This window comes from Flavobacterium suncheonense GH29-5 = DSM 17707 (assembly GCF_000430025.1).
Taxonomy (GTDB): Bacteria; Bacteroidota; Bacteroidia; order Flavobacteriales; family Flavobacteriaceae; genus Flavobacterium; species Flavobacterium suncheonense.
Window position 1 is genome coordinate 296,679 of record NZ_KE387020.1, and the last position, 26,603, is coordinate 323,281.

Below are 26,603 nucleotides of genomic sequence, written 5' to 3' on the forward strand. Positions count from 1 at the left end.
ATATAATATACTTTAATTAAACTAAAGTAACGATTTAAAATAACTTATGTTATGCTTTACAATAATTGGCAATGCAAAACGGCTGTTGATATCTTGTATAGCCTTCTTTCCCATTTTTTTTGCTTGTTCCTGATTTTCAAAAACCCATTTAATCCCCTTGGCAATTTCCTTCGGATCGTGAGGGTTGACCAGAATACCGGTTTCACCATTACGTACCGCTTCAGGTCCGGGTCCTGTTAAGCTTCCCACAAAAATTTTACCCATGGCCAAAACTTCTAACCAGGCTAACGGCATCGCTTCCATATGACTCGGATAACAGCAAACATGAGCTTTTGAAATTACGTTTGGCATCTCGTGATTAGGTACCACTCCTAAAAATTTGATATGCGGTCTTATTTTTTCAGAGATGGATTGTTCCAGTATCGGACGATAAGGCAATCCGGTTCCGGGAACTTTCCCGTCTCTTCCGGCAATCAGCAACTCTACTTGAGGATATTCATCTGCTAAAAACGCTAAAGCCTCAACAAGCTGTCGGACTCCTTTTTTCTCAACCAGACTTCCGGCAAATAAAACGGAATATGGTTTTACGATACTTTCAGTAGCATCAAAAAAGCGCGATGTATCTATAGGATTGTAAATTACTTCAATAGGTCTGTCCCCTAAGTTTAAAAGCTTACGGGTTGTTTCTCCCACATAATTTGAAACCGCTATTACGGCATCGGCTTTTTTAAAAGATTTTCGCTCCTGATACGCTTTCCACCATTCGGTATTTCTCTTTTCAGATTGCGCAAAATAATGATGCCCGCCATGCATGCGGATAACATACTGTATGCCTTTTCGCTTTGGCAGAAAAGCCAGCCCCAATTCTGGTGTTTCCACAAAATGAATAGGGTTTTCCTGGTGCACTTCATCTATTTTCCGTGCAATGGCTTTGGCATTAAAAAACCATTCCAGCCCTTTCACTTTTTTGGGAGCAAGTCGGTATACTTTTATACCATCTATAACTTCTTCCTCCTCCTTTGGAATATAATTTTTACCAATCACACTAACCTGCACGCCTTCCTTTACCAATGCTTTACCAAGAGTGGCCACAAAGGTCCCTACTCCCCCATGAGGGAAGCCGGGTTTGGGAAATTCGCTGGTTATGAAACAGATGTGCATGACGTATTACTTATTAATTGTTACGACAACATCTTTAGGTATGTTATTCGTTATTAGCATATGTGCTCCGATAATTACATTATCTCCAATTGTTACTTCTCCGATTATTGATGAGTTGGCATACAAAGTAACATTATTCCCAATCGTGTTTCCGCTGCCGGAACCATTTTTTTTATGACCAATGGTACAGCCCTGATGAATCTTAAACCCTTTTCCGATTTTGTTTCGGCTTCCTATGACAGTGCCTTCGCCGTGTACCACGTAAAAACCTTCTCCTATCTCATTGTTAAAATAAATTTCACAACCACAAAGCTCTTTTAACAGCCAATGTATTTGTGACTTTAAATCATCTGCCCCTTTTTGATGCAGTTCATTTCCTAAACGAAATAAAAAAACAGCCAATTCATTATTATTGGTGATTATCCTCTCAACAACATCTTTGTCAGAAAGCTGCTGATGGTGATATTGAACATCCAAAATTGTTTTGGATAGTGCTGAATCTATATATTTTTTTTCAATTCTCTTAGAATTATAAACCTTCTGAAGTAAAAAATGCACAAACGCTTCCATCGCTACTGATATTTTTTAACAAACTGTTCTATTGGCAGATAAAAATCATTCACTCTTTCTTTAACCATATCATCAGACCAATTCCACCAGGATATATGATTTAATTTATCAATTATGCTTTGCTCGTGTTTCGTTTTAACAACTTTTGCCGGAACTCCTCCAACAACAGCATAATCAGGCACATGGCCTGAAACTACAGCTCCTGCCAAAACACTGACCCCGTTACCAATAAAGGTTCCCGGTAAAATTGTCACTCCATGACCAATCCAAACATCATTTCCGACAAGGATATCACTTTTAGAAGGTATCAGTTCTTCTTTAATATTCCTTACTTTATATTTCTTTGCACCTATTACAACCTCGTCTTCCTTAGAGAGTATCTCATGGAAAAGCGGAAAAGCAGTAACCTCACTTTCTGTATGATATCCGGAATCACAGATAAAATTCACATTTGCAGCGATGGAACAATAATTGCCGATTTTCAATTTCGAATGAGTTGACCAACGCCAAACAACCGCACCATTATCGTAACTATTCTTACCAATCTCTACCCAAGATGCATCTTTAAGATTTTGCTGATTTTTGTACTTTAAATAATCATAATGCTTTGATCCCAAGATTTTCCAGGCTAATTTCCGAACCATTTTCATCATGATACTTCTGTATTAATTCCCAGTTTCTTTCTGATTTCTATTGAAGCCACTAAATCATTAGTCATGACAATATTTTTCCAATCCTTCACATGATTAATTGAATGTCCGGAAATAGAATTTACTATTGTCCCTAAATCTTCTTTTTTATCCCACCATACAACAGCTTTATTGTTGGGTATACTTCTAAAATGCTGAAACTTGTATACTTCGTTTACAGTCCAGCTCGGCACCGTTTTATCTTTTTGATCGTAATTAATAAAAATGCAAGGCTTTTCAAACATAGCAAAATCAAAAGCCATTGTTGAGCCCAGATTAACAACAACATCACTGTAAAAAACAGTGGAAACCAGTAATTTCACATCTTCGGGCAAGGCATAAACCGTAGTCCAGTTCTCTTTATCTTTAAAATTCCAAATAGGTGGCGCCTCTTTAATTAAATCAGGGAATTTCGCAATAACTGTGGCAAAACGATTTGACAAATCCACCGGACAACGGCGAAGCAAAATCTGATAATCATTTGTCAAATTTCCTTTTATTAACTCTTCTGCCAAATCACTTAAATACTTAGGATCGTCAGGGGAAGTTAATACATCATCACCGGAATAACAAATAATCTTTTTAGCAGGATCCAGCCCATATCTTTTGTAAAATTCATCCCGTGGAATTACATTTGACGAATCGCTGTAAAACTCAAATTGTGGCGTACCGGTTACATGAATGGCTTCCTGAGGAATTTCAGGATAATACAGTTTCATCTCCTCTTTCATATAATCCGACCACACTAAATAATTATCCGCTCTGAGTGCCATTCGGGCTTTAGGCAAATTATCCCATGAAAAAATTACCGTGGTGTTCAGAATTCCCAAATCTGAGGCTGCCGCAAAAAAAGGAGCACATTGTATCCCGCGCTGATGGGAACAAAACAGTTCATCGGGAGCTATATCTTGAAGCATTTTCTTAGCCTCAATATAAAAAACATTTTTCCTAATGGCATTTTGATAAGCCTTTTCTAACTTTAGAATTGTCGAATATTTTTTTATTCTCGGCGCTACAAACTCAATAGTTTTGTATACTATTTTTTTGGAAATAGATTTATGATTTCGGTTCCAGTTTTTAAGTATAGTAGAATTATTCGTTAACCTTGAATTATAATAGAGTCTGGACAAACAAATTAACTCTCGCAAAAAACGCTCTTTAAAAGATTCGGTATATTTAGGAAGAGCTATAGCTGTTTTAAGTTCTGTTATTCCTTTTATTTCATCAACGGTCTTACTATCGAACGAATGAAATAAAACCAATTCGCTTTCAGTATGTTTAAAAACCTTAGAATAAAGATAGTTTCGTACTCCAACCCCATCCGGAAACAATAATGCTATCTTCTTTTTTTTCATATATCCCTGAATTGTTTTTGATGGTTAAGCTGCCAAATATCGTTTTTTTCCAACGATTGCAAAAACAAGGCGGCACTGTTTCCTTTTCCGAAATCGCCATCAGTGGGTTGTACCTGATGGGTATCTATTAGCTGAAGTGCCTCGGCAATACTCGCTTTATCGTAATCCACATTAAGGATATCCGCATGTAAGGCCCGGTTTTGCTGACGGGTTCCGATGTTAATAATCGGCAAACCGTAATAAGGTGCTTCCCGTATGCCGGCACTACTGTTACCGATTATAAACTGTGCTTTTTTGAGCAAGGTTAAGAAATATTCAAAACGCAGCGATGGGAAAACCCGGAAACGCGGATTGCCCTTTAACCGCTCATACGCTTTTAAAATAGCCTGACTGCCCAAGTCGTTGTTCGGATAGATTACTATGTAATGGTGAGAATCCTCCAACAAAGCCGTAACAAAATCATCCGCATACTGTTGCATATATTTTGCTTCTGTGGTTACCGGATGAAACATCGCCACCGCATAACGCTCAAACGGAATTTCGTAATATTTTTTCGCCGTTTCCAAATCTGGCAAACTGTCCGAAAACATAATATCCACATCCGGTGAGCCGATGGTAAATACAGATTGCTCCAGTTCTCCCATCTGAATCAGCCGTTTCTTGGCCTGCTTGTTAGACACAAAATGCACATGACTCATCTTACTGGTAGAATGGCGAATCAGTTCGTCTATGGTACCGGACACTTCACCGCCTTCAATATGGGATACCAGGATATTATTCAGACTGCCTACTATGGCTCCGGCCAGAGCTTCCACCCGGTCACCGTGAATCACTATCATATCCGGCTGAACATCTTTCACATAAGCAGACAATCCCTGAATGGTTTTGGCTAAAGTCAGATCCATTGTGGTTTCATCGGTATGGTTTTCGAAAGTATGCACGTTTGAAAAACCACAGCGCTCAATTTCCAGCAACGTATAACCGTACTCCTTCTGCAAATGCATTCCGGTTACAAATACATAAACTTCAAAATCCTGATGCTTTTCAAGAATTTGAATCAACGATTTTATTTTGCCGAAATCGGCACGGGTACCGGTTAAAAAGAGTATTTTTTTCATTGTACTGATGCAACGCACTTAACAGGCCGTGAAGATAATAATATGAAAATTCAATTAAAAACTTCTCATACATTTTATTCCGTTAGCGCCCCATAAAAACACTCGAACCGACGGTCTTCTTTAAAAAAGTACCGTCAGTTCGAGTGATTTTGCGCAATGGAATGGAGCAAAATTGTATCGAGAACCTACTGAAAATCCGACCAATCCAGTTGTTCGTCATGAGCAATATCGCGCAAAGCCGTTTTTCCCAAAAGGCTTTCAAAATGCTCCGCTAAAATTTTACCGGTTCCCGGACGTTTTACCCAGATGTTGTCTTTGGTCAAAACCTCTCCTTTTTTGATGGATGCGATGGAACAAACCGTGGCAAAAGCGAAATCAATCGTAACTTGCTCTTCGTCGGCTGGTTTTTTGGTTCCGCCGCGCATTAGAGCCATTTCCGCACTGTTTACGATTAATTCCCGGCAGGCCTGCTCATCCATACTGCAAACAATATCCGGTCCGGTGCGGTTCATATGATCGGTAAAATGGCGCTCCAGAATAGAAGCACCCAAAGCCACAGCTCCTAAACAGGCATTGTTATTCAGTGTGTGGTCACTCAATCCGAAAACCTTATCCGGAAAAGCTTCGTGCATTTCCATCATTGCCCCGAAACGTACCAAGTGAATTGGAGTTGGATATAAATTAGTAGTATGCAGCAATGCCACCGGAACCTTATGCTTATCAAAAACGGCAACTGCTTTTCGGATACTTTCAATGGTATTCATCCCGGTACTCAAAATTACAGGCTTACCAAAAGACGCAATATGTTCCAATAGCGGATAATTATTGCACTCTCCCGAGCCGATTTTATACGCCGGAATATCAAACTTTTTCAAACGCTCGGCAGCTGCTCTTGAAAAAGGTGTCGAGATAAAAATCATCCCCTTGCTTTCCACGTAATTTTTCAGTTCCAGTTCCTCTTCTTCATTCAAAGCGCAACGTTCCATGATTTCATAAATGGAAACATCGGCGTTGCCCGGAATTACTTTTTTGGCTGCCCCGCTCATTTCATCGGCTACAATATGGGTTTGATGCTTTACCACCTCAACACCGGCTCTGTGTGCGGCATCTACCATTTCTTTGGCCACCTGCAGCGAACCTTCGTGGTTAATACCTATTTCGGCTATAACTAACGGTGGAAAATCCGGACCTATTTTTCTGCCGGCTATTTCAATATAAGGATTCATATTCAAGTATTTATTTGCAAAATTCAATTTAAAAGTACATAACAACCCCTCTCACTTCTCACTTCTCACTTCTCACTTCTCACTTCTCACTTTCCCCAACAAATATTCCGCATAGTCAAAATCCTCCTGCGTATCAATATCCACAAGAGCATAAGGATGATTCACAACCATCGGATAAGCATTTTCACTTAAAATAATATCAGAAAGGATTAACCTGGATTTACTGATATACAACAACCCGTTCTCAAAATACAACGGGTCCAGGTCCTGACTTCGCTGTCCTATTTCGTAATTAAAGGGCACAAACTTATCTGAAATTATTTTACCAAACTTCTGATGGTTGCGGGTTACGGTAAACAGACTGTCATAATTTCCCTGATTGTATTTCCGGAACGCTTCTTCCAGTAAAGTTTCAGGACGCAACGGATTTGTGGGCTGTAAAAGGATTACGTTTTCAACTTCGTCGGTCAGGGTTTCCAGAACGTGTTTCAGAGCCGAAACGGTTGGTTCCAAATCGCCGGAAAGCTGTTCAGGACGGTCAATTACCTGGGCACCATAACTCAGGGCCACCTCTTTAATCGCGGCATCATCAGTAGAAACATAAACGGCGTCAATAAAAGTGTGTTGCTGCGCATAGCGTATGCTGTGTGCCAACAACGGCAAATCGCCAAGTAGTTTTAGGTTTTTGCCCGGCAATCGTTTGGAACCGCCCCGGGCGGGTATAATGACGATGGTTTTATTCATAAATACTTTCTTTATCCGCAAAATCTTTAAAAAACATTGGCTTTAACTGCTCCAGTTCTTCTTCCGGTTTATCCCACCATTTCAAGGCTTCAATTTCTTGTATCACAGAATCTGAAAACCGTTTTTTAATTTCTTTTGCAGGCACACCTCCAACAATAGTGTATGGAGGAACGTCTTTAGTAACAACACTTCCGGCGGCCAGAACAGCTCCGTTACCAATAGTTACATTACCCACTATTATTACGTTATGACCTATCCAGACATCATTTCCGATACTTACTTTTTTAATCTCTTTTAATCCCTTTAAATCGCCTTTAAACAAATTGGAATTAATATAAGTAGACAAATAACTTGTGGGGTGGTTTGTAGTATGAATGGCTACATCGGCTCCAATCTGACAATATTTACCGATGATAATATCCCCGTGAAAAAAATTATTATACCCTAACGTGGTAGCATAACCGATTTTTATGTTACCCGAAAAATTACAACGGTCGGGTACAGCGTTTTTACCTTCAAACTGCACATTTTGTATGCCTCTTGAAAAACCTGCAATAACCACCTTGTCCGTTTTTTCAACCGAATTAATAAAATAAAGTATGGCTTTCTTTATAATTTTTTTAATCATGTAAACTAATATTCATTTGCTTCTTGTTTTGACAATCCTTTCCAACGTAAAAATAATTTCCAGATGGGTTTTCTGAAAATTATTCTCGCAAACAATATTGTTTTTATCCAAACTGCCAATTTATTTGCAAACACTTTTTTAAGTACTGGCTGTTCTGGCTTTATTTTTTCGTTTCTTATTTTTGAAAACACCTCTTCCATCCAACTCTCTTTCACATTCCCCAGATGATAGGCATAATTTTCATCCGTAGAAAGACGCCAAAAACCTTTTTCAATAACCGGTTGGTCTAAAAAATCCTTCATTGCGCTACCCATCTTATACTTTGAATATATTGATTTTGGTCGTTCATATACTTCAGAACGATAAGTAGCAACAAAATGCCCGGCACCGATTACGGCTTTCGGCCCATTTTCAGATGACAAGGTAAGATTTTTATCCAAATGTACCTCTTTATAAAACTGAGAGTCTCCGATACTTAAAGCAAACATTCTTAAAGCCTCCTCATTTTTAACCGCTGTAAATTTCAGTCGTTTGGAAAAAAGATTATCTAAAAGGACATTAGCCGTCAATTGTTTCAAAACCTTAGATGAAGGAACTGGACAAACAGCTCCGGCTCTCGGAAAAGCCTCAAACACCTCGTAAGACGCTTGCTGCCATCCGTTTAAAAACAAAACATCGGCATCGGTAATGGTAACCAACGGAAACGGATGTCCGGTCAAACCTTTTAAAATGGCGTTAAGTTTCCCTATAGCAGTGGTATGAACTACTTCATGCAATTTTCCTTCCTGTTGCAATTGATGCAGATAATCTACAACAACAGTGCAACTGCCGTTATTCACCACGGTAAAATAGGTCTTATCGTGACAGGTCTTAAAAAGGGATTCCAGACAATAGTGCAAAATCTGAAAACTGTCTTTAAAATACCCTTCCTGATTGGGGATATGCACAGGTACAATCACCTGATGAAAAAAATCCGTCGGGGCTACTTTTTGATCTTTATTAGGATTAAAACCTATACGCATGATTACTGTAAAATCGAATGAATCAGTTTTTGGTATTTTAAGGCAACGGCTTCAAAACTGTATTCGTCTTTGTATCTTTTTCTTAAAAGAGCAGCGGCTGCCTGATAATCGTCCAAAGATAAAGCATTTACTTTATTGATAGAGCTTTCAAACGTTGCTAAATTTTCAATGGCAAACCAATGCCCTTCCAAAGGAGCTAAACGTTCTTCCATGGCGCCCACTTTTGTAGAAATAATAATTTTCCCGGCCGCCATAGCTTCCAACCCAACCAACGGACCTGATTCTTCGTATGACGGAATTACCAGCACATCAATTTGGCTGAAAAAAGCATGTAACTCATGGTTCTGAAGCAATCCCATGTACGTACAATTGGAACTGTCCCGTATTATTGTTTGCAACTCCGCTTTTTGAGGACCGTCTCCGGCAACCACAAAAGGACAGTCGGTTTGGGCAAAAAAACGGGCTATCGGCAGTATGCCTTTTTCCGCACTCAGGCGTCCTAAATAACCAAAACGAAAAGGTTTTCTTCCGCTTAGTGGCAACGCCAGCAATTGGTCTTCGGCCAAAGCACATTGGTCGATTACGGTATAGGGCAGTGCAAGTTGCCGGTTTAAGTTTTGCGCGTTAGCTTCGGAATGGTGGATAAACAAACGGACCTTTTTTAAAAGATCAAAATCCGTTTCGGTAACGTTTCGGATGGTTCCGGTAGTACGCACCAAACAGGGAATCTTGTGCTCGTGACAGTATTGTACGGTTTCCGGTAAAAATTTAGTGGTTAACTGAACACAGAGCAACACCATATCGGCGTTTTGCAGTTCGTTTTGCAGCACATGCCATTGCAAACGGTCTAAATCGGTAAGTTTTTTTGAGAAACGGTTAATCAGGTAGGCATAGGCTTCTTTCGGTCCTTTGTTAAACCGCTTTGAAAACTTACTCAACCCCCGAAGTACGGCGCTCCGTCTGTACAATTCTTTAGGCACCGATTTCCAGGTTGTGTTTTGCAGTCCTGCCAGCGCAAAAGAACTGCCCGTCATGTAAGCTGTCGATACTATGGAAACCTGATATTCCTTTTCCAGCGCTTTGGCTATGATATTCACTTCTACATCCCGTCCGCCAAAATCGCCGATAGGACCGGCTATGACTATGTGTTTTTTCATTGGGACCCGGAATTGCGTTGGATAAAATCGTCTACATCAAAAAAATGTTTATTCACTTCTTTCAGTTTTTCCTCATCAAAATCCCACCAGGCGATTTGTTGTAGTTTCTCAATTTGCACCGGAGTGAAGCGATAACTCTTAATCTGAATCGGACAACCTACCGCAACGGCATAATCGGGTATATCTTTAGAAACCACCGCCCCGGCACCAATAACGGCACCATCACCAATGGTTACACCGTCCAGAATCGTTACGTTTGCCCCAATAAAAACATCGTTTCCTATGGTAATAGACTTCCGTTCTTCAAACAGGTTCTCTTTTGTCAAAGTACTCCCGTTTTGTTTGGCTGTACTGTAAAAATACGGGCTCGTGGATATTCCGTTTGTAGGATGGATGCCCCAACCGCAAACTAAATTAGGCCCAATCGAACAGAACTTGCCGATGGTAGTATTAACAATTTTGGAATTGGACGAAATGTAAGTCCCTTTCCCAATCTTAGATTGAAGAATCGTATAAGGGGCATGCAGTTTGGTCAGGCTATCCCGTTCTACATTCTGCTCGACATTTTCAATCCAATGCAAAGCAATTTTGCCTTTTAGTATCGGAGCTAACTGAGGCATAAAACGCATGGCTAATTTTGTGACTATTTGTTTTATCATATCAGATTATTTCCAATGTACACTTTCTTTCAACACTCGTGCCGGATGACCACCTATTAGGGAATTAGGGGTTGTAAAAACACCTCTTACCACAGAATTTGCCGCAATAACACTGCCGTCCGGAATTACTGCTCCTTTATAAATTTTAACACCACAGCCAATCCACACATGGTTTCCGATAACAATTTCATTAGCGACCGTTTTTTTTCCTTCATAATCAATCTCGTGAAAATCTTCATCCAGAAACTGACAATCCCACGAAATAACACAGTTATCACCAATAGTAAGGCCATGCATAATGATAAAAGTCGAATTCGCATTGATATAACCGCCCTTTCCAACTGTCATAACCGCTTTTTCCGCTATATCGAAACGGCATCCTCTTCCTATGGAATAAGGGCCGGTCAGTTGCAGTTTCCCCTTAATATTCAGATACGTTACATCCGATTTATGAACAAAGCCAATATAACTCATACCGACATCCAACCGGTCTGTGGTTACAATGTTTTCCGCACCACGAATACTGACATTATGATGCAACACATAGTTTTTCCCATAAAACACCTTGTAAAAAAAATGCAACAACAAAGTTGTCAGAAAATTACTTTCTGCTTTTTTACATCTTCTGTATAACGAAACGGTCGTGGATAAAAGCATTTATTTTCTTAGTTTGTACCAGTCATACATCCTTTGTACTCCTTCTGTAATCTCAACCTGATGCTTCCATCCCATCGAATTCAGTTTGCTGACATCGGTAAGCTTTCGCATTGTTCCGTCAGGCTTAGCGGTATTAAAAACAAAATTCCCGTTAAACCCTACAGTAGTTTTAACCAGTTCTGCTAAATCAGCAATGGTTATGTCTTGTCCTGTTCCTATGTTTATATGGGTGTTTCTCACTTCACTATGATTGGTAACGCAATCCGAAAAATTCCGATTTTCCATCAGAAAAACACAGGCATCCGCCATATCTTCAGACCATAAAAATTCGCGCATGGGTTTACCGGAACCCCAAATTTCCACAGCAGCACCGGTATCGGTTTGGGCAATTCCGAAAGACTGCAGCACTTCCAGAATAGCTGTCTGCGAAGCGGTACCGTTTACTCCTTTTATCGGCAAACAGTTCAAGTCTTCCCGCAGGGTTTCCCAATCGCTGTTTTCTAATGCTTTACCCAAATGAACTTTCCGGATCAGGGCCGGCAGCACGTGTGACTTTTCCAAATCAAAATTATCATTGGGCCCGTATAAATTCGTAGGCATAACCGACATGAAATTAGTCCCGTATTGCAGGTTGTAACTCTCACAGGTTTTAATGCCTGCTATTTTCGCAATGGCATAAGGCTCATTAGTGTATTCTAAAGATCCTGTTAACAGGTAATCTTCTATTAGAGGTTGTGGCGCATTTTTCGGATAAATACATGTACTGCCTAAAAATAATAGTTTTTTCACCCCATGCACATAACTCTGATGAATCACATTATTTTGAATCATCAGGTTATCATAAATAAAATCGGCGCGATACGTATTGTTTGCAATGATTCCGCCTACTTTGGCAGCCGCAAGAAACACATACTCAGGCTTTTCTGATTCAAAAAAATCAGCGGTTGCTTTCGCATCGGTTAAATCGAGTTCGGCGTGTGTGCGCACCACAATATTGGTGAATCCTTTTGTTTCCAGATTTTTCTTTATAGCACTGCCCACCAATCCGCGATGTCCGGCAACATATATTTTGGAATGTTTATGCATTATTCAAAATAGTTCTTGGTTTCAAAGTTACCTTGTTTTAAATACATTTCTTTTTGCATTAGTTTCAGGTCACTTTGCATCATATCGGTTACCAAATCCTGTAAATTATATTCCGGCACCCAGCCCAATTTGTTTTTGGCTTTGCTGGCATCACCTATCAGCAAGTCTACTTCAGTAGGCCTGAAATATTTTGGATCAACGGCTACCACTTCCGTTCCTTCTGCTATCTGAAACCTTGAATCGTTACATTTGGCCACATAACCTTTTTCATCAACTCCGGAACCTTTAAATTCAAGCTCGATACCGACTTCGGCAAATGCCATTTTCACAAACTCGCGCACCGCTGTAGTTTTTCCGGTAGCAATTACCCAGTCTTCCGGAGTTTCTGCCTGTAGAATCATCCACATCATTCGCACATAATCTTTGGCATGTCCCCAATCGCGTTGCGCATCTAAGTTGCCTAAATATAATTTGTCCTGCAAGCCCAAAGCGATACGTGCGGCGGCTCTTGTAATTTTTCGGGTAACAAAGGTTTCTCCGCGAATGGGCGATTCATGGTTGAATAATATCCCGTTACAGGCGTACATCCCGTAAGCTTCCCGGTAATTTACCGTAATCCAGTAGGCATACATTTTTGCCACAGCATAAGGGCTTCGCGGATAAAAAGGTGTAGTTTCGGTTTGTGGCACTTCCTGAACTTTTCCATACAATTCGGAAGTAGAAGCCTGATATATTCTTGTTTTCTTTTCCAATCCCAACAAACGCACGGCATCCAGAATACGTAGTGTTCCCAAACCATCTGCATTTCCGGTATACTCCGGTATCTCAAAAGACACATGCACATGGCTCATTGCCGCCAGATTGTATATTTCGTCGGGCTGAATCTCCTGAATAAGACGAATCAGATTGGTACTGTCTGTCATATCGCCGTAGTGCAGAAAGAAATTACGGTGCTCTACATGCGGATCCTGATACAAATGATCAATTCTGTCGGTATTAAACTGTGAGGAACGTCTTTTCAAACCATGAACAATATAGCCTTTGTTTAACAAAAACTCGCTCAAATAGGCACCGTCCTGTCCTGTAACTCCTGTTATTAATGCAACTTTCATAGCTTGTATTATTTTCTCTTTTCAAATAGTTTCATCAGCATAATGGTTGCTGAAAGTTGAAAGGTAGTGAATTTTCTGAAAAACGGCCGTTCGTCTATCTCTCGAAGCATCCTAAACCGTTTGTTTGTTTCCCTGAATTTATCAAAAATATAACGATCATTTTCGTTATTAAACACATAAGGCAGGTAGTTTTTAAAAACCCGAAGTTTTTCTTCCTGCACCTTCTCTCCATGAACCGAAGAGATGCCATTCATATCAAAATGGGTAATGGTCTGAGACAACTTTTTATAACTGGCTCCATTCAAACCCAACGCTTTAAAAAAGAATTCCCAATCCGAAACGATTTTGTTGTTTTCATTATACAGGCCATATTGGTCAAACAGCGCTCTTTTGATAAAAGTGCTGGGATGATAAACCGTCCTCGCAACCAGGTAACTGAAGGTCATTTGTTCGGGATGCTCTTTAACAACTGCCTTTCCGGCCTGTTCGTAATAGAGATTCCCGCATATAAAATCGGCATCGGAAGTAAAACTGCTGAAAACGTTTTCAAAAACGGTGTCCGCAACCAGATAATCACCCGAGTTTAAAAACAACAGATATTTTCCTTTGGCGGCTTTAATCCCTTTGTTCATGGCATTGTAAATACCGTTGTCTTTTTCACTTACCGAGTACGCAATATCCGATTGGTAAGCCTCAATAAGCGCCGGACTTTCATCGGTGGAACCGCCGTCAATAACAAGATACTCAAAACCTTTCCAGGTTTGACGCACCACACTGTCCATGGTTTTTTTCAGCCCTTTGGCATCGTTATAATTAATGGTAATAACCGATAAGAGTATATTTTCCAATGGGTTTATTGATTTTGGTTGAGGATTAAATCGCTACGTTGTTCAAATGGGAATACATCAAAATGGGAAAACGGATCGCCGTTAACAATTTGCAAATTCAGTTTTTCCGCTTCTTTTTTCAGGCTTTCATACTGCTGGTACAATTCATATTCACGGTACAAACGCTCTTTAGGAAAAGGCTGTTTCTGTTCCTCGTAACTTATTTTGATTCCCTCTTTTTTAAGATAATACTCCAAAGAAGGCTTTTCGTGATTATAAAAATGCGTATACGGCTGAATGCACTGCCAGTCGTGATTAATCCCTAACAAAACAATTTTAGGAATTTTGCAGTAAACAGCCAACTGTAAGCCAATAATGGTAACACTCCAGGGAGACAAAATTTTTTTTGTAAAATCAGCCGGAAGTGTTCCGCCATAAGAATAGAAAAACAATTTCCGTCCTTTAAAGGTTTGCTGGGCTATGATTTTGTCTTTGGCTGCAATTAAAATCGGTGTTTGTGGGGGCAAAATTTCATGACAACGGGTCCACCAATCTACTAATACTTTTTCGGTGATGGGTGGATGCGAAGCCGCAAAAATATGAAGTTTAGGATTGATGACCGCTATATCCGGATGCTCGTAAAAGTTCCCCATCGTAATAACAAAATCGTCCTTAAAAACGGTTAGGTCCAAATTGTTTATAGACGGACCGGAACCTAAAATTACGGCTTGGTGGTATTTACTGAAAGTTTCAGTCAATATACTGTTCTCCGGATGTACCACCTGAGAAACAAACATGCTCCTGATTTTATTTTTTATTTTTTGCAAAACGCTCATCCTCTTTATTCTCTAAATCGTGCGTCAATAATGGCAACATTGGTCGCCCGGTTAATCTTACCGGATTTCCAGTAATCACCCGGAAAAACATTAAACTCAAACACATCGTGCAGCAAATCTATCTGATTGGCTGCAATTTTTCCGTTTTGAACAACAATATCCAAACTGTAAACGCCGCCTCTTAACAGTAGTTTCGGTATTTCCAAATCGACATAACCATTCTGAAGTACTTTGTCGAAAGTTATCCCCATCTCATCCGAATAAAAATCAGCTACTTTAACTTCGTTAATATCCCTGAAAACTACGCCAAAAACTAAATTCTCAGTTGTAATCTCTTTTATCCTCTCAAATGTAAACCTCAGTCTGGCCGATTCTCCGGATACTATTTCAAAAACAGAATCACCTTTATCATCAAGCAAACTTACCGAGGAAAATTTCAATTCCCCGCTTCCTCTTCTGTCTGTTCTGGATAACAAGTCTGTATTTGTTTTATTGCTATCACTGGTAAGATAGAAATCTACAGCGGCATTACTGTCACCTTCAAAAACCACCTTTCCGTGCTCCAAAACGATTCCCTTCGTACACAAACTCTTTACAGCCGCCATATTATGACTCACAAACAACACAGTACGCCCTTCACTTCGCGAAATATCCTGCATTTTACCAATGGCTTTCTTCTGAAACTCGGCATCGCCTACTGCCAACACCTCATCCACTACTAAAATTTCAGGCTCCAAAAACGCGGCTACGGCAAAAGCCAAACGTACAGTCATACCACTGCTGTAACGCTTGGTTGGCGTGTCGATATAACGTTCACATCCCGAAAAAGCAATTATTTCATCTAACTTAGAGGTGATTTCCTGTTTGGTCATTCCTAAAATGGCACCGTTCAGGTAAATGTTTTCACGTCCGGTAAGTTCCGGGTTAAATCCGGTTCCCACTTCCAGCAACGAGGCAATACGCCCTCGCGATTTAATGGTTCCGGTTGTTGGTGCGGTAACTTTCGATAAGATTTTAAGCAACGTCGATTTCCCGGCGCCGTTTTTCCCGATAATGCCCAAGACTTCACCACGCTCCACTTCAAAGTTAATATCCTGCAACGCCCAGACATACTCACTATTCCCTTTAGAACTCCGGTCGTTGGTCTCTCCCACTTTCAGATAAGGATCTTCCTTCCCTCTGATGGTATGCCACCAACGGTTAAGGTCATGGCTTAATGTGCCGGTACCCACAGTTCCCAAACGGTATTGCTTGGAAATATTTTCAACTTTTAATATGATGTCTTTCATTTTATATTGTGAGAAGTGAAAGGTGAGAGGTGAGAAGAAATTGCTACTTTTTCAGTATATAGTTTCTCAACCCTAAAATCATTCTCTTTATTCCATTTATTTTATTTAACAGTTCTCCTTCTTCTTTTATATAATCCAACCTTGCTGCTATTAAACATTGTGTTTCTAATTCAAACAGTAATCCCAAAGCAATATACAGAAACTGAATAAATTCTTTATCATTTTTTCTTGCAGCCCCTTCAGCTATATTTGAGGGAATTGATATCACCGACCTTCTTATCTGACTGGTTAGTTTAAATTAGAAGCCTCAGGAAAATGTTTTGTTACTTTGTAAATATCTTCAACAAAATCCATACTCTTTTTCCAAGCATCTAAATCTTTATGGCTCATAATTTAATTATTGAAAAAGTAGTAAAAAAACAATTATATCTTTCAACTAGCTCTTTCCTGTTTCACAACAATTGCACACCTCACTTCTCACCCCCTACACCGTATCAATAAAACTTTTCTCAGTTCGGTTAAAAACAATCAGTCCTAAGAAGAATACAACAACCGAAACTACAACCGTATAGGTTAATCCCCAGGCCGAAACCGAACCTTCTCCTAAAAGCAGGTATCGGGAAGTTTCAACTACATACGCTAACGGATTGTATTCGATTAACCATCCCAATTGCGATAATTTTTCTTTCACCAATGCCATCGGATACATCACCGCGGATACATACATGAGCAACTGAACCCCGAAAGACACTAAAAAAGTCAAATCGCGGTACTTGGTAACCATAGAGGAAATAATCATTCCCAATCCTAAGCCCAAAAGCCCCATTACTACCACCAATAACGGATAGAAAATTATAGTCCAACCGGCTGCAGCTTCCATTCCCTGAGTTAAATAATACAGATAAAAGGCTATAAAAATAAGCAGTTGAATGCCCAGCTTCACCAGATTGGTAATCACAATAGACATGGGCAATATTACCCTCGGGAAATAAACCTTCCCGAAAATCGAAGCATTCTTTTTAAACGTATCCGAAGTTTCGTTTAAGCAGGCCGTAAAATAATTCCAGACTACAATACCGGCCAGGTTAAATAAAAACGAAGGCACTTTCCCCGTTTGAATGCCGGCAACATTATTAAAAATAATCGTAAAAGTTATTGCTGTGAAAAGAGGCTGGATAAAATACCAAAGTGGCCCTAAAATAGTTTGCTTGTAAACCGTTACAATATCGCGTTTCACAAAAAGAAACAGCAAATCGCGGTAACGCCAGACTTCTTTAAAATTCAGAGAAAAAACATTGTTCTTCGGCCCAATCTCATAAAGCCATTCCCCTTCAGCAAAGCTTCTCTTTTCCATGTGTTTAATAGAGTGTTTAACAAGCTCCCAAAATTAAACTATTTTAAAGACTGAACAAATTTAAGCCCCGTAAAATAACCTCCATCTTTCCACCCCAAATCACACCACACTTCTCCCCCCTTACTCCTCACTCTTCACTTCTCACTTTTCACCTTTCACTTCTTACTTTTTTTCATACTTTTACTACAAAAATGGCAAAAGTAACCGCTCCCATCAAAATATCCGGCACCCTCGACGACCTCAACTTTGTAATCACTTCAGACGGAAACAATTACGTTCGCATGAAAGGAAAAACCGGAATTACCGCCGAAGCTTTCAGAAACAATCCAATTTTTAATCCGATACGCGAACAAGGGAAAGAATGGGGCTACTGTTCGGTAAAATCCAAAAGTTTCCGGCAACTGGTACCGCTATTTTTTAACCAGGCCAAAGACGGAAGTTTTGCCGGCAGAACGGTTAAACTTGTTTCCGAAATACTGCAGGAAGACCGGGCCAAGCCCAAAGGTTACAAAAAACTCGAAACAGCCTACCATTCCGAAGCGGTTCCTGAATTGGTTACTGGCTTTGAAGGCAACCGGAACCGTCCTTTAGCTAAAACACTCCGTACAGATTATAGCTATGACCCACATAGTAGCAACTTTACCTTGCCTGATTTTTGTCCGGAAACCAAAATCGACTGGCCGGAAGCTCATGCCACCCACCTCACCATACAACTGGCCACAGCTGTTTGGAATCCCGAAAACGAAACTGTCGAAACCCTTTACAGTCCGGAGGTTAATATCGCTAAATACGAAAGAGAAAAACAAACTGTTACACTAACTGCCCCTACTTTGGAGTGCGACTTGTGGAAAATGGTGTTTCTTTTTATAGGCTTTACCGTCAAAAGCGGCAATACCTTTAAAATGCTGCACCGCAAACACAATACCACAACCCTGATAGCCTGTTACAAATAAAAGCGGGATGTGAAATCGGGAAAGTTATTGCAAATCGTTCAGCATGTCCAACGTGATGGGTTTTGACAAAAATTTAGCCACCAGCGGATAGGATTGGGCTTTGTTGTGGTCGGTTTCATCGGTGGAAGAAGTAACCAGATACACCGTGATGGTGTCCCGATTTGCAAAGGCAGACGCGGCTTCCAGAAATTCCCAACCGTTCATCACCGGCATGTTGATGTCCAGAAAAATCACATACCGTCCGGTAACCGAAAAGGATTTTTGCAAATGCTCCAGCATCTGTTTGCCGTTTACAAAAGACAACGGCGCAGGAAAAACATCACATTTGGCGAGTACTTTCTTTAAAATCATCAGTGCTACCGGATCATCATCAACTATAAAAACCTGCGGCGTGCTCATACATCAGTATCTTTGGGAAGAATCAGTTTCGATTGTTTTACAATTTTCCGGATAATCGCATCCAGTTCGTGAGCCGATTGCGTTACATACGGAAGCAGTTCTGTTTTTTCCTCAAGAGGCATTTCCTCGTCCGAAATCAGGTAAACAAGCCCCATAATGCGCGCCAGGGGAGCCCGTACCACATGCGATTGCGTCCAGGCGATATCCATAAGCTGTTTGTTCTGCTGCTCAATGGCTTTCAGGTACGTCAGACTTTCCGTTATGTCATTGACCAAGACCAGTTCAGCTTTGTTTCCGTTGTAGGGAATCCTGTTACTTCGGATGTCTACATAAATTACGGCACCGTTTTTTTTCTTGTGCCTGAAAATATTTTTAGATTCTCCGGCCGTTCCGGTAAAAAGCGGGTTGTCATCGGTAACTTCCGAAATGATATCGGCAACGGTAAGCTGCAGAAATTCTTCGGCAGTATACCCGTAATGTTGTTCGGCAGCCAGATTTACATCGAGGAATTGGAGAGTTTCGGTATCGTACACCCACATCGGCAAAGGACTCAAGTGGAACAAATCGGAATACCGCTGCTCCGATTCCTTCAGTTTTACCACGTTTTTGTTCCGCTCAATATTGTAAAGAATACTCTTGTAAAGCGTCGCAGCATTCAAATCGTCTTTAAGCAGGTAATCGGAAATCCCAAGACCTAAAGATTTTACGGCAAAAGAAAAATCCGGATAACCGGTAAGTACAACTATCGGTGCTGTGGCAATGATGTTAAGGGCTTCTTTTATGAGTTCCTCACCGCGTTTGTCCGGAAGGCTTAAGTCGAGAAGCACAATATCAATAGCTTTGGAAGTGTCCGTCAGATATTCTTCGAGCGCTTTAAACGACTCCAGATGAATAATTTCGGGCGCAAGAATTGTTTCTTCAAGATAATCCTGCAGCAGAAAAAAATCGCCGGCATTATCCTCCACCACAACAATCGCGTACTTTTTCTTGTCTCTATGCATTCATTCTATTTTCGGACCGGTAATTTTACGGTGTTAAACCAAAATTGTTCAATATTGGTAACGGCATCAAAAAAATCGGTTAGCTCTACCGGTTTGGTGATGTAGCAATTTACATGATTTTTATAAGAAAGATTAATATCCCTTTCAGACGAAGAGGTACTCAGCATGATTACCGGAATGTGCTTGGTGCGCTCATCCCCTTTTATGACGGTAAGCACTTCATGACCGCTTTTCAGGGGTAAATTCACGTCCAACAGTATTAAATCCGGCTGGGAAACGTCTTTATAGTTCCCTTCGTTAAAAACATAATCAATAGCTTCTTTTCCGTTGCGTACTACGTTTACGGTATTGATAATATTACTTTCTTCCAACGCTTCTGTCGTTAAAACAATGTCGCCTTCATTGTCTTCTACTAATAAAATATCGATTAAAGTATCTACTGATTTCATGTGTTGTTGTTTTTAGTATTGCCCACAGGTTTTGCTCCTAAAATAACCCGTTAAAACAAATGAACCGTAAATTTAAGACTTCTGAAAATGAATTCAAAGAAAGATTTTACTTATATTTTAAAAAAAATGTTTCAAAACTTGTTTTTTAAACAGGAAAGGAAAGGATTGTCACAGAAGCTTTACGGAAGGTATTCCGGCGCTTTGTTTCAGGGCAAAGCAGCAAAACTACATCCCTGATGGCAGCTGTTCTGCTGCCTGTCTTTAATGATGATTGCCGGACAAAGTTCCCGCTGCCGGTAAGGTAAAATAAAACGTACTGCCCTTACCCGGTTCCGATTCCAGCCATATTTCACCCCCTAAACTAATGATTATCTTTTTCACAATCGCCAGCCCTATTCCGGTACCGGCATACTGATTGGTGGAATGCAGTCGTTGAAAAATGACAAAAATTTTATCGGCATATTCATTTTCAATCCCAATTCCGTTGTCTTTTACTGAGAAAAGCCACATCTTGCCGCGTCGTTCAACGGTTATTTCTATGATGGGTAAAACGCCTTCCCTGCTGTACTTCAGCGCATTTCCAATCAGGTTTTGAAACACCTGCAGCATGGGGGAACGCTGTGTTACTATAACGGGAAGTACTCCGTACTTTACAAAGGCCTTTTTTTCTTTGATGTTTTTTTGCTGCAACTGGCATACTTCATCCAGCAACAGATTCAGATCGATGGCTTTCGGCTTTTCGGTATATTTCCCTACCCGCGAAAATTCCAGTACATCCAAAATTATGGAGCGCATCCTTTTGGCGCCTTCTACCGCAAAGAAAATATATTGCCTGCCTTTCTCGTCCAACCGTTCCGAATACTTTCGTTCAATTTGAGTTAAAAAGGTTGAAACCGTACGGAGCGGCTCCTGAAGGTCGTGGGAAGCAATATACGCAAATTGTTCAAGTTCTTTGTTCGAAACGGTAAGTTCCAGAGCGCGGTTCCGGAGCTCCTGATTTAGTGCATCGAGGGCTTTTGTTTTTCGGGCTACCAGCAACTTCAGCCGGTTAGGCTGTACCGAAAGATGCCACATGAAAATAGCAACTAAAACGGAAAACAGCAAACCCAGAAAAGAAAATTGCAGGGCACGGTCTATGTAATTCGGGTTTTTCAGTTTGGCATAAATGTCCCAGTCACCAAGCTCCAGATGTTCCCGGTGGAAAATGCCTGTATTATAATCCTCAAGATGTTTAAAAAACAGATTATCCCGCGAATTGCCGTTGCTGGTTTTCACCAACTGATACAGATAAGTATCATTCGTCCCGCTGCGGTTAATCCCCAAAGCCTTCAGCAGGGTTGCTTTACGGACAATTACCGCCGAGAATCCCCAAAGCCGATTGTCCTGATAAACCGGCAAACGACCGATAACCCCAACATCGCCCTGCTTGAGCAGCAGGGGACCTTCAAAGTAAAAGGCATCTCGCTGTACAGCCTTCATGGCCTCTTTGCGGTGTACCGGATCGCTTAACACCGGATACCCGATAACGGCTTCGTTCCCTTTTAACGGGTAGGTTTTAACAACCGTGTCGTCTTTAACCAGCTGCAGGGCATCAACCAGTCTGTTCTGACTGACTAATTTTTGGGCAACCGTTTCAAAATAAGCATCCACTAAATTTTGCTCTATGAGAAAAGCGATAATCCGCGAAGCATTGGAACTTTGGCTGAGTGAACTCTCCAATTGGTTTTTTATATGATTGGCTTCCTGTTTTACCTGCAGCAGTTCGTTCTCTTTTACAACCGAAAAAATACGATACGCAATACCCTGTGTAACCAACAGCGACACTATAAAAACAGTCCAGACCGTTCGGTTAGGCCGTGTTTTTAATAAATCGCGCAGTATCACTACAGATTTCATGTTCATGATTGCTTAGGTAAGGTAAAGTGAAACGCACTGCCTTCGCCTTCTTTGGACTCCACCCAGATCCGGCCGCCTAAATGATCTAAAATTTTCTTTACTATCGCCAGACCGATACCTGTTCCGGCGTATTGTTCTTTTACATGAAGCCGCTGAAAAAGTATGAATATTTTCTCATGGTATTCTTTACTGATTCCGATACCGTTATCCTTAACAACAAGTTCCCATTCGCCGGGATGTTCCTTAACCAAAACAGAAATCACTGCAGGCACATCGGGCTTGGAATATTTCAGCGCATTACCGATTAAATTCTGAAACACCTGCACAAGCGGAGAACGGTATGAGGTTACCACTGGGAGCGTTTCAAAATTCAGGGTCGCCCGTTTTTCTTCTATCAGCCGGTGCTGAAGCTGACTGACTTCCTGAACGATTTCGTTTAAATCGATTTGCTCTTTGTTGTCTTCGTGTTTTCCTACGCGGGAGAACTCTAAAATATCCAGAATAATCTGGCGCATGCGCAACGAACCGTCTACCGCAAAATGAATGTACTGGTGGGCTTTTTCGTCTAACTGATCGCCGTATTTCTTCTTCAGTTGGGTTAAAAAACTGGTTACCATCCGCAGCGGCTCCTGCAAGTCGTGAGACGCTACATAGGCGAATTGCTCCAGTTCTTTGTTGGAAATCATCAGCTCATTGGCTTTTTCTTCCAATCTCGCGTTCAGGCTTTTTAACGATTCTTCGTATTCTTTCTGATAAGTAATATCCGTCATCGCACCAATCATTCGGACGGCTTTCCCCTGCGGATTTCGTATGATAACACCTCTGTCGATCACATAGGCCGAACTGCCGTCCTGACGCCTAATGCCGTATTCGAGTTCCCAATGGGTTGTTTCAGGATTTTCTAATGCTTTGGCAACACTCTTCCGGATCCGCATTTTATCTTCGTCTGAAAAATGATTCTGCCAGAATTCCTGGGAAGCCTCGCCGCTGTCAATCTTACAGCCGAACAACCGCTCAAAACCATCACTTCGGTAATAGGTATCCTGCTCTATGTCCCAATCCCAGATGGCATCACTGGTGGCTTCGGTAACTTTTTCAAAACGCTCGTTGGTTTGCCGGATTTGCTCTTCGGCAATCTTTCGGATACTTACGTCTTTAAAATATACCGAAAGTCCTTCTTCAGCCGGATAGGCACTTACTTCAAACCACTGGTTGCGAACCGGATTGTATTCTTCAAAATGCACAATTTCACCGGTTTCCATGGCTTTGTGGTATTCGGTGTAAAATTTTAACCCAACGGCTTCGGGGTAAGCATCCCAAAGGTTTGTACCCACTATCGATTCGCGTTTGCGTTCCAGTACATTTTCGGCTTCTCTGTTCCAGTAAGTAACAATCCAGTCCCGGTTTACGGCAAAGAATGCATCGCCGATACTTTCCAGTATGTTGTTGCGCTCTTCCAAAGATTTTTGCAGTTCAAATTCTGCAATTTTCTGATTGTGAATATCCTGCAAACTTCCGTAAAAATGTATGGCTTTTCCGTTAAAAAATTCGGCGTTACCAATCGCCCGAATCCATCGTTCGTTGCCTTTGGCAGTGATAATCGGCGCTTCAAAATCAAAAGGTTTTCCCTTTTTAAGGTCGTTGTCTATAAAAGCCTTAACGGTTTCCCTGTAATCTTCTCTGCAAAAGGAAATAAGTGACGACATATCGGGCTGAAAATCTTCCGGTACTTCATGAATAATTTTCGTCATCGGAGACCAATACAGCACATTATGAGCCACATCCAGTTCCCAGGCGCCCACAAGTGCTAATTTCGAGGTTTCTTTGAGCAGCTCATCGAGTCGTATGGTTTCTGTTACATCCCTTCCGTAGGCGAACATCATTTTTTCCTGCCCGAAAAAACCCGAAGTACTCCAGGAAATCCAGCGGTAATCACCGGATTTTGTCCGGTAACGCACCGTAGAGTTAACAAGCCGTTTTCCTTCGTTAATCGCTTCCATGAATGCTGAAGTCGCCTTTTGCAAATCGTCCGGGTGTACAAAAAAATCGAGCGACTTGTCTTCCACTTCGGCTTCGGAATAGCCTAACAAACGGTAAAAAGTAGAATTTACTTTAACAAAATACCGCTCTGCCGAGACAATGGCCATAATTTCCGGAGCACTGTGAAACAAGAGATACATTTCCTCTTCTTGCTGTTTTCTTTTGATTTCATCGCCCAGATAATGCTGCAACGGTTCAAATCTTGCCTGAAAAGAGGCATTGAAAAACTGTTTGCTGTCTGAAAATAAAAGCAAAACCCCTATAACTTTGTCCTTGTGAAAAAGAGGCAATCCCATAGCGCTTTTTAAGCCTGCCTTTTGTGCCGATTCCTTACGGATAAACAAATCGGTTTCGTCGATGTTATCCCAGATGACAATGCGGCCGGTTTTCCATACTTCCCCCGGCAGTCCTTCCCCTTTTTGCAGCTTGTTTATGCTTTTACTTTCGCTGAAAAAGACGGAACCTTTCGGAGTATGGGCATACGAAGACATTACATTGATATACTTTTGATTGCTTCCGGTAAACCAGATTTCTGCGTTTTGCAAGGCTCCGGAAACCGTTAAAAAATGTAAAACGTCCGATAAAATAGTGTTCAGGCTGTTTTCCGTTTTAAAAAATGCCGAGACCTGATATTGGAACTTTTTTTGCTTTTTGCTCATTTTGGTCAAAGTGACATCGCGCAATACCCCAATCATGCGCAGGGGTTCTCCTTTTGCGTTGCGAATCAGATGACCGATTTCTTCCACATAGGTGTAAGTACCGTCGGCTTTTTGGAACCGGAATTCTTTCTCCCATTTGTCCCGCTTCGGATTGTTTAAAAAAGCGACCCATTTTTCGGCCAGTTTCTGATGATCCGAAGGATGCATTAAGGCCTCCCAGTCGGCAAGACGAAAGGCCTCTTTTCTTTTCGGATGTCCAAAAAGACTGTAAAAACCTTCACTCCAGTAAAAAATATCGTTGATGCCGTCCCATTCGTAAATAGCATCTCTCGAAGTTTTATTAATCAGTTCATACCGCTCGTTATCCTTTTGAATGGTAGCAATGTACTCACATTTTTCAATGAAAAGGGCAATTAAACGGCTGGAATGTTCCATAACATGTTCCTCGATAACCGTTGGTAGTTTAGCGATGGCATGGTAAGCATTAAAGGTGGCAATCACGACGCCTTCGGCATTAAAAATCGGATAGGACCAACAGGATCGGATACCGTGCTGAACCGCCAGATCTGCGAAATTTTCCCAGTTTTTGTCGCGCAACACATCGGCCGCTATTACCTTATGCTTTCCATAGGCTGCCGCGCCAAAGGAAGCTACATTATTACCAATAGCAAGGCCTTCTATAGCCCGGATATAGTCCTGAGGCAAAGAGGGCGATGCCAGATTGTTAATTTTATGATTTTGTACCCCTAATACCGAAGCCCTCATTTCCGGAAAAAGACCTTCCAGTTTTTGGATGTAAAATTCCAGTATGTCGTTAATTTCAATATTCTTAGTCATGCTGTATTGCATCACCTCTTTTTCGAGCACTTCGAATTGCTGGTAAAAAAACACTTTGGTAATGTCTTTTACGGTGCCCAGAGCACGGTAAGCAATTCCGTTGGAATCCCGCAGTAGGGCGGCTTCTTTTTTTACATATGCCGTTTCGCCGTTGGCTTTTAACAAACGGTATTCACAAAACCATTTTCCCTCATTTGTATCCTTTATAGCGGCTTCAAAACTTTTGAGAACCCTGTCTTTATCGTTCGGATGCAGGTGGGAAACCAGAAGGTCGAAATTTTGCTTTAACTCTTTTCCTTCAATCCCGAATTTTTCGGAATAGCCGTCGCTTAAAAAAAGCTCGTTGCGCGTCAAATCGTAATCCCAGAAGCAGTCGGTTCCCGCTTTCATAAGGATTTCAAAACGCTCTTCGCTCTGGCTGATAGTTTCGGAAGCAGTCCTCAAATCAGTAATATCCTGAAAAACGCCAATCAGTTTTATTGGCACATTATTTTCATCGCACAAAACATTCCCCGACGATTGAACCAACTTAATTGCCCCGCTTGCGGTTACAACACGAAACTGCGTGGAATAGGTCCCGCCGTGACTCATAACGGCATTCATTACCTGAATGGCTTTCGCCCGGTCATCAGGATGGATAATGTCAATTCCTTTATCGTAATCCGGTAAAAAGGATTGCGGTGCATACTCCAAAAGCCTGTAAACCCCGTCAGACCAATATAGTTCCTTCGTCTGCAAATCTAATGCCCAACTGCCGGCTTTGGCTATGGCTTCGGTTTCCTGCCATAACGCTTCATTGCTTAAAACGGATTTGGTATTGGCAATTGTTTTGTTTTTCTTCTGCATAGTAGAGATATAAGTACAATATCGTTCCGGTCC

At 41.1% G+C, this 26,603-nt stretch carries 24 protein-coding genes and 1 pseudogene; 1 reads left to right on the forward strand and 24 read right to left on the reverse strand.

Annotated elements, in window-relative coordinates; all coding sequences use genetic code 11:
- Positions 1 to 21: 21 nt before the first annotated feature.
- From G498_RS0111615 to G498_RS0111705, 19 genes and pseudogenes are all read right to left on the reverse strand, one after another.
- Positions 22 to 1,161, reverse strand: coding sequence for a glycosyltransferase family 4 protein (locus G498_RS0111615; protein ID WP_026981304.1), 1,140 nt, complete (start codon positions 1,159 to 1,161; stop codon positions 22 to 24).
- 6 nt (positions 1,162 to 1,167) lie between these two features.
- Positions 1,168 to 1,731, reverse strand: coding sequence for a serine acetyltransferase (locus tag G498_RS15525; RefSeq protein ID WP_051269879.1), 564 nt, complete (start codon positions 1,729 to 1,731; stop codon positions 1,168 to 1,170).
- A gap of 2 nt (positions 1,732 to 1,733) precedes the next feature.
- Entirely contained in the window at positions 1,734 to 2,384 is a 651-nt protein-coding gene (locus G498_RS15105; protein WP_051269881.1) for a CatB-related O-acetyltransferase, read from the reverse strand.
- Positions 2,381 to 3,775, reverse strand: a complete 1,395-nt coding sequence (locus G498_RS0111630; protein WP_026981305.1) for a CDP-glycerol glycerophosphotransferase family protein — start codon at positions 3,773 to 3,775, stop codon at positions 2,381 to 2,383. Before G498_RS0111630 ends, G498_RS15105 begins: the two co-directional genes overlap by 4 nt.
- Positions 3,772 to 4,893: a UDP-N-acetylglucosamine 2-epimerase gene (gene neuC, locus G498_RS0111635; RefSeq protein WP_026981306.1), complete on the reverse strand. Its 1,122-nt coding sequence runs from the start codon at positions 4,891 to 4,893 to the stop codon at positions 3,772 to 3,774. The genes G498_RS0111630 and neuC overlap by 4 nt, the downstream gene beginning before the upstream one ends.
- Positions 4,894 to 5,078: 185 nt before the next feature.
- Complete coding sequence (neuB, locus tag G498_RS0111640; protein ID WP_026981307.1) at positions 5,079 to 6,119, reverse strand: N-acetylneuraminate synthase; 1,041 nt, start codon at positions 6,117 to 6,119, stop codon at positions 5,079 to 5,081.
- Between the two features lie 72 nt (positions 6,120 to 6,191).
- Positions 6,192 to 6,863, reverse strand: a complete 672-nt coding sequence (locus G498_RS0111645) for an acylneuraminate cytidylyltransferase family protein (protein WP_035744459.1) — start codon at positions 6,861 to 6,863, stop codon at positions 6,192 to 6,194.
- The gene (locus G498_RS15110) at positions 6,856 to 7,491 is read right to left on the reverse strand and encodes a CatB-related O-acetyltransferase (RefSeq protein ID WP_051269882.1); all 636 of its coding nucleotides are present in this window, start codon (positions 7,489 to 7,491) and stop codon (positions 6,856 to 6,858) included. The genes G498_RS0111645 and G498_RS15110 overlap by 8 nt, the downstream gene beginning before the upstream one ends.
- Positions 7,492 to 7,496: 5 nt before the next feature.
- Positions 7,497 to 8,513 carry a glycosyltransferase family 2 protein gene (locus G498_RS0111655; RefSeq protein WP_026981309.1) on the reverse strand — a complete coding sequence of 339 codons (1,017 nt, stop codon included), beginning with the start codon at positions 8,511 to 8,513 and terminating at the stop codon, positions 7,497 to 7,499.
- A 2-nt stretch (positions 8,514 to 8,515) separates the two neighbouring features.
- Entirely contained in the window at positions 8,516 to 9,670 is a 1,155-nt protein-coding gene (locus G498_RS0111660; protein WP_026981310.1) for a glycosyltransferase family 4 protein, read from the reverse strand.
- Between the two features lie 184 nt (positions 9,671 to 9,854).
- Positions 9,855 to 9,960, reverse strand: a pseudogene (locus G498_RS16005) (DapH/DapD/GlmU-related protein); the annotation flags it as partial.
- 375 nt (positions 9,961 to 10,335) lie between these two features.
- Positions 10,336 to 10,986, reverse strand: coding sequence for an acyltransferase (locus G498_RS15530; protein ID WP_051269884.1), 651 nt, complete (start codon positions 10,984 to 10,986; stop codon positions 10,336 to 10,338).
- A complete protein-coding gene (locus G498_RS0111675) occupies positions 10,987 to 12,072 on the reverse strand; it encodes a GDP-L-fucose synthase family protein (RefSeq protein WP_026981312.1) in 1,086 nt (361 codons plus the stop codon).
- Positions 12,072 to 13,184: a GDP-mannose 4,6-dehydratase gene (gmd, locus tag G498_RS0111680; RefSeq protein WP_026981313.1), complete on the reverse strand. Its 1,113-nt coding sequence runs from the start codon at positions 13,182 to 13,184 to the stop codon at positions 12,072 to 12,074. The genes G498_RS0111675 and gmd overlap by 1 nt, the downstream gene beginning before the upstream one ends.
- An 8-nt stretch (positions 13,185 to 13,192) precedes the next feature.
- Positions 13,193 to 14,032 carry a glycosyltransferase family 2 protein gene (locus G498_RS15120; RefSeq protein ID WP_051269886.1) on the reverse strand — a complete coding sequence of 280 codons (840 nt, stop codon included), beginning with the start codon at positions 14,030 to 14,032 and terminating at the stop codon, positions 13,193 to 13,195.
- A 5-nt stretch (positions 14,033 to 14,037) separates the two neighbouring features.
- Positions 14,038 to 14,808, reverse strand: coding sequence for a hypothetical protein (locus tag G498_RS0111690; RefSeq protein ID WP_026981314.1), 771 nt, complete (start codon positions 14,806 to 14,808; stop codon positions 14,038 to 14,040).
- A gap of 44 nt (positions 14,809 to 14,852) precedes the next feature.
- The gene (locus tag G498_RS0111695) at positions 14,853 to 16,136 is read right to left on the reverse strand and encodes an ABC transporter ATP-binding protein (RefSeq protein WP_026981315.1); all 1,284 of its coding nucleotides are present in this window, start codon (positions 16,134 to 16,136) and stop codon (positions 14,853 to 14,855) included.
- A 43-nt stretch (positions 16,137 to 16,179) separates the two neighbouring features.
- On the reverse strand, positions 16,180 to 16,404 hold the full coding sequence (locus G498_RS15125) for a four helix bundle protein (protein WP_262486431.1): 225 nt from the start codon (positions 16,402 to 16,404) through the stop codon (positions 16,180 to 16,182).
- A gap of 216 nt (positions 16,405 to 16,620) precedes the next feature.
- Complete coding sequence (locus G498_RS0111705; protein ID WP_026981316.1) at positions 16,621 to 17,490, reverse strand: ABC transporter permease; 870 nt, start codon at positions 17,488 to 17,490, stop codon at positions 16,621 to 16,623.
- 191 nt (positions 17,491 to 17,681) lie between these two features.
- Between G498_RS0111705 and G498_RS0111710 the strand changes: the two genes are divergently transcribed.
- Positions 17,682 to 18,443 (forward strand): hypothetical protein, encoded by a 762-nt coding sequence (locus G498_RS0111710; RefSeq protein WP_026981317.1) that lies wholly within the window; start codon positions 17,682 to 17,684, stop codon positions 18,441 to 18,443.
- Positions 18,444 to 18,467: 24 nt separating this feature from the next.
- Here G498_RS0111710 and G498_RS0111715 read toward each other — a convergent pair whose 3' ends face one another.
- From G498_RS0111715 to G498_RS15540, 5 genes are all read right to left on the reverse strand, one after another.
- Positions 18,468 to 18,842 carry a response regulator gene (locus G498_RS0111715; protein ID WP_026981318.1) on the reverse strand — a complete coding sequence of 125 codons (375 nt, stop codon included), beginning with the start codon at positions 18,840 to 18,842 and terminating at the stop codon, positions 18,468 to 18,470.
- Positions 18,839 to 19,843 carry a response regulator gene (locus tag G498_RS0111720; protein WP_026981319.1) on the reverse strand — a complete coding sequence of 335 codons (1,005 nt, stop codon included), beginning with the start codon at positions 19,841 to 19,843 and terminating at the stop codon, positions 18,839 to 18,841. The genes G498_RS0111715 and G498_RS0111720 overlap by 4 nt, the downstream gene beginning before the upstream one ends.
- Positions 19,844 to 19,848: 5 nt before the next feature.
- On the reverse strand, positions 19,849 to 20,292 hold the full coding sequence (locus tag G498_RS0111725) for a response regulator (protein ID WP_026981320.1): 444 nt from the start codon (positions 20,290 to 20,292) through the stop codon (positions 19,849 to 19,851).
- A gap of 261 nt (positions 20,293 to 20,553) precedes the next feature.
- Positions 20,554 to 22,194: an ATP-binding protein gene (locus tag G498_RS15535; protein ID WP_051269888.1), complete on the reverse strand. Its 1,641-nt coding sequence runs from the start codon at positions 22,192 to 22,194 to the stop codon at positions 20,554 to 20,556.
- The gene (locus G498_RS15540; RefSeq protein WP_026981321.1) at positions 22,191 to 26,570 is read right to left on the reverse strand and encodes a PAS domain-containing protein; all 4,380 of its coding nucleotides are present in this window, start codon (positions 26,568 to 26,570) and stop codon (positions 22,191 to 22,193) included. The genes G498_RS15535 and G498_RS15540 overlap by 4 nt, the downstream gene beginning before the upstream one ends.
- Positions 26,571 to 26,603: the final 33 nt, after the last annotated feature.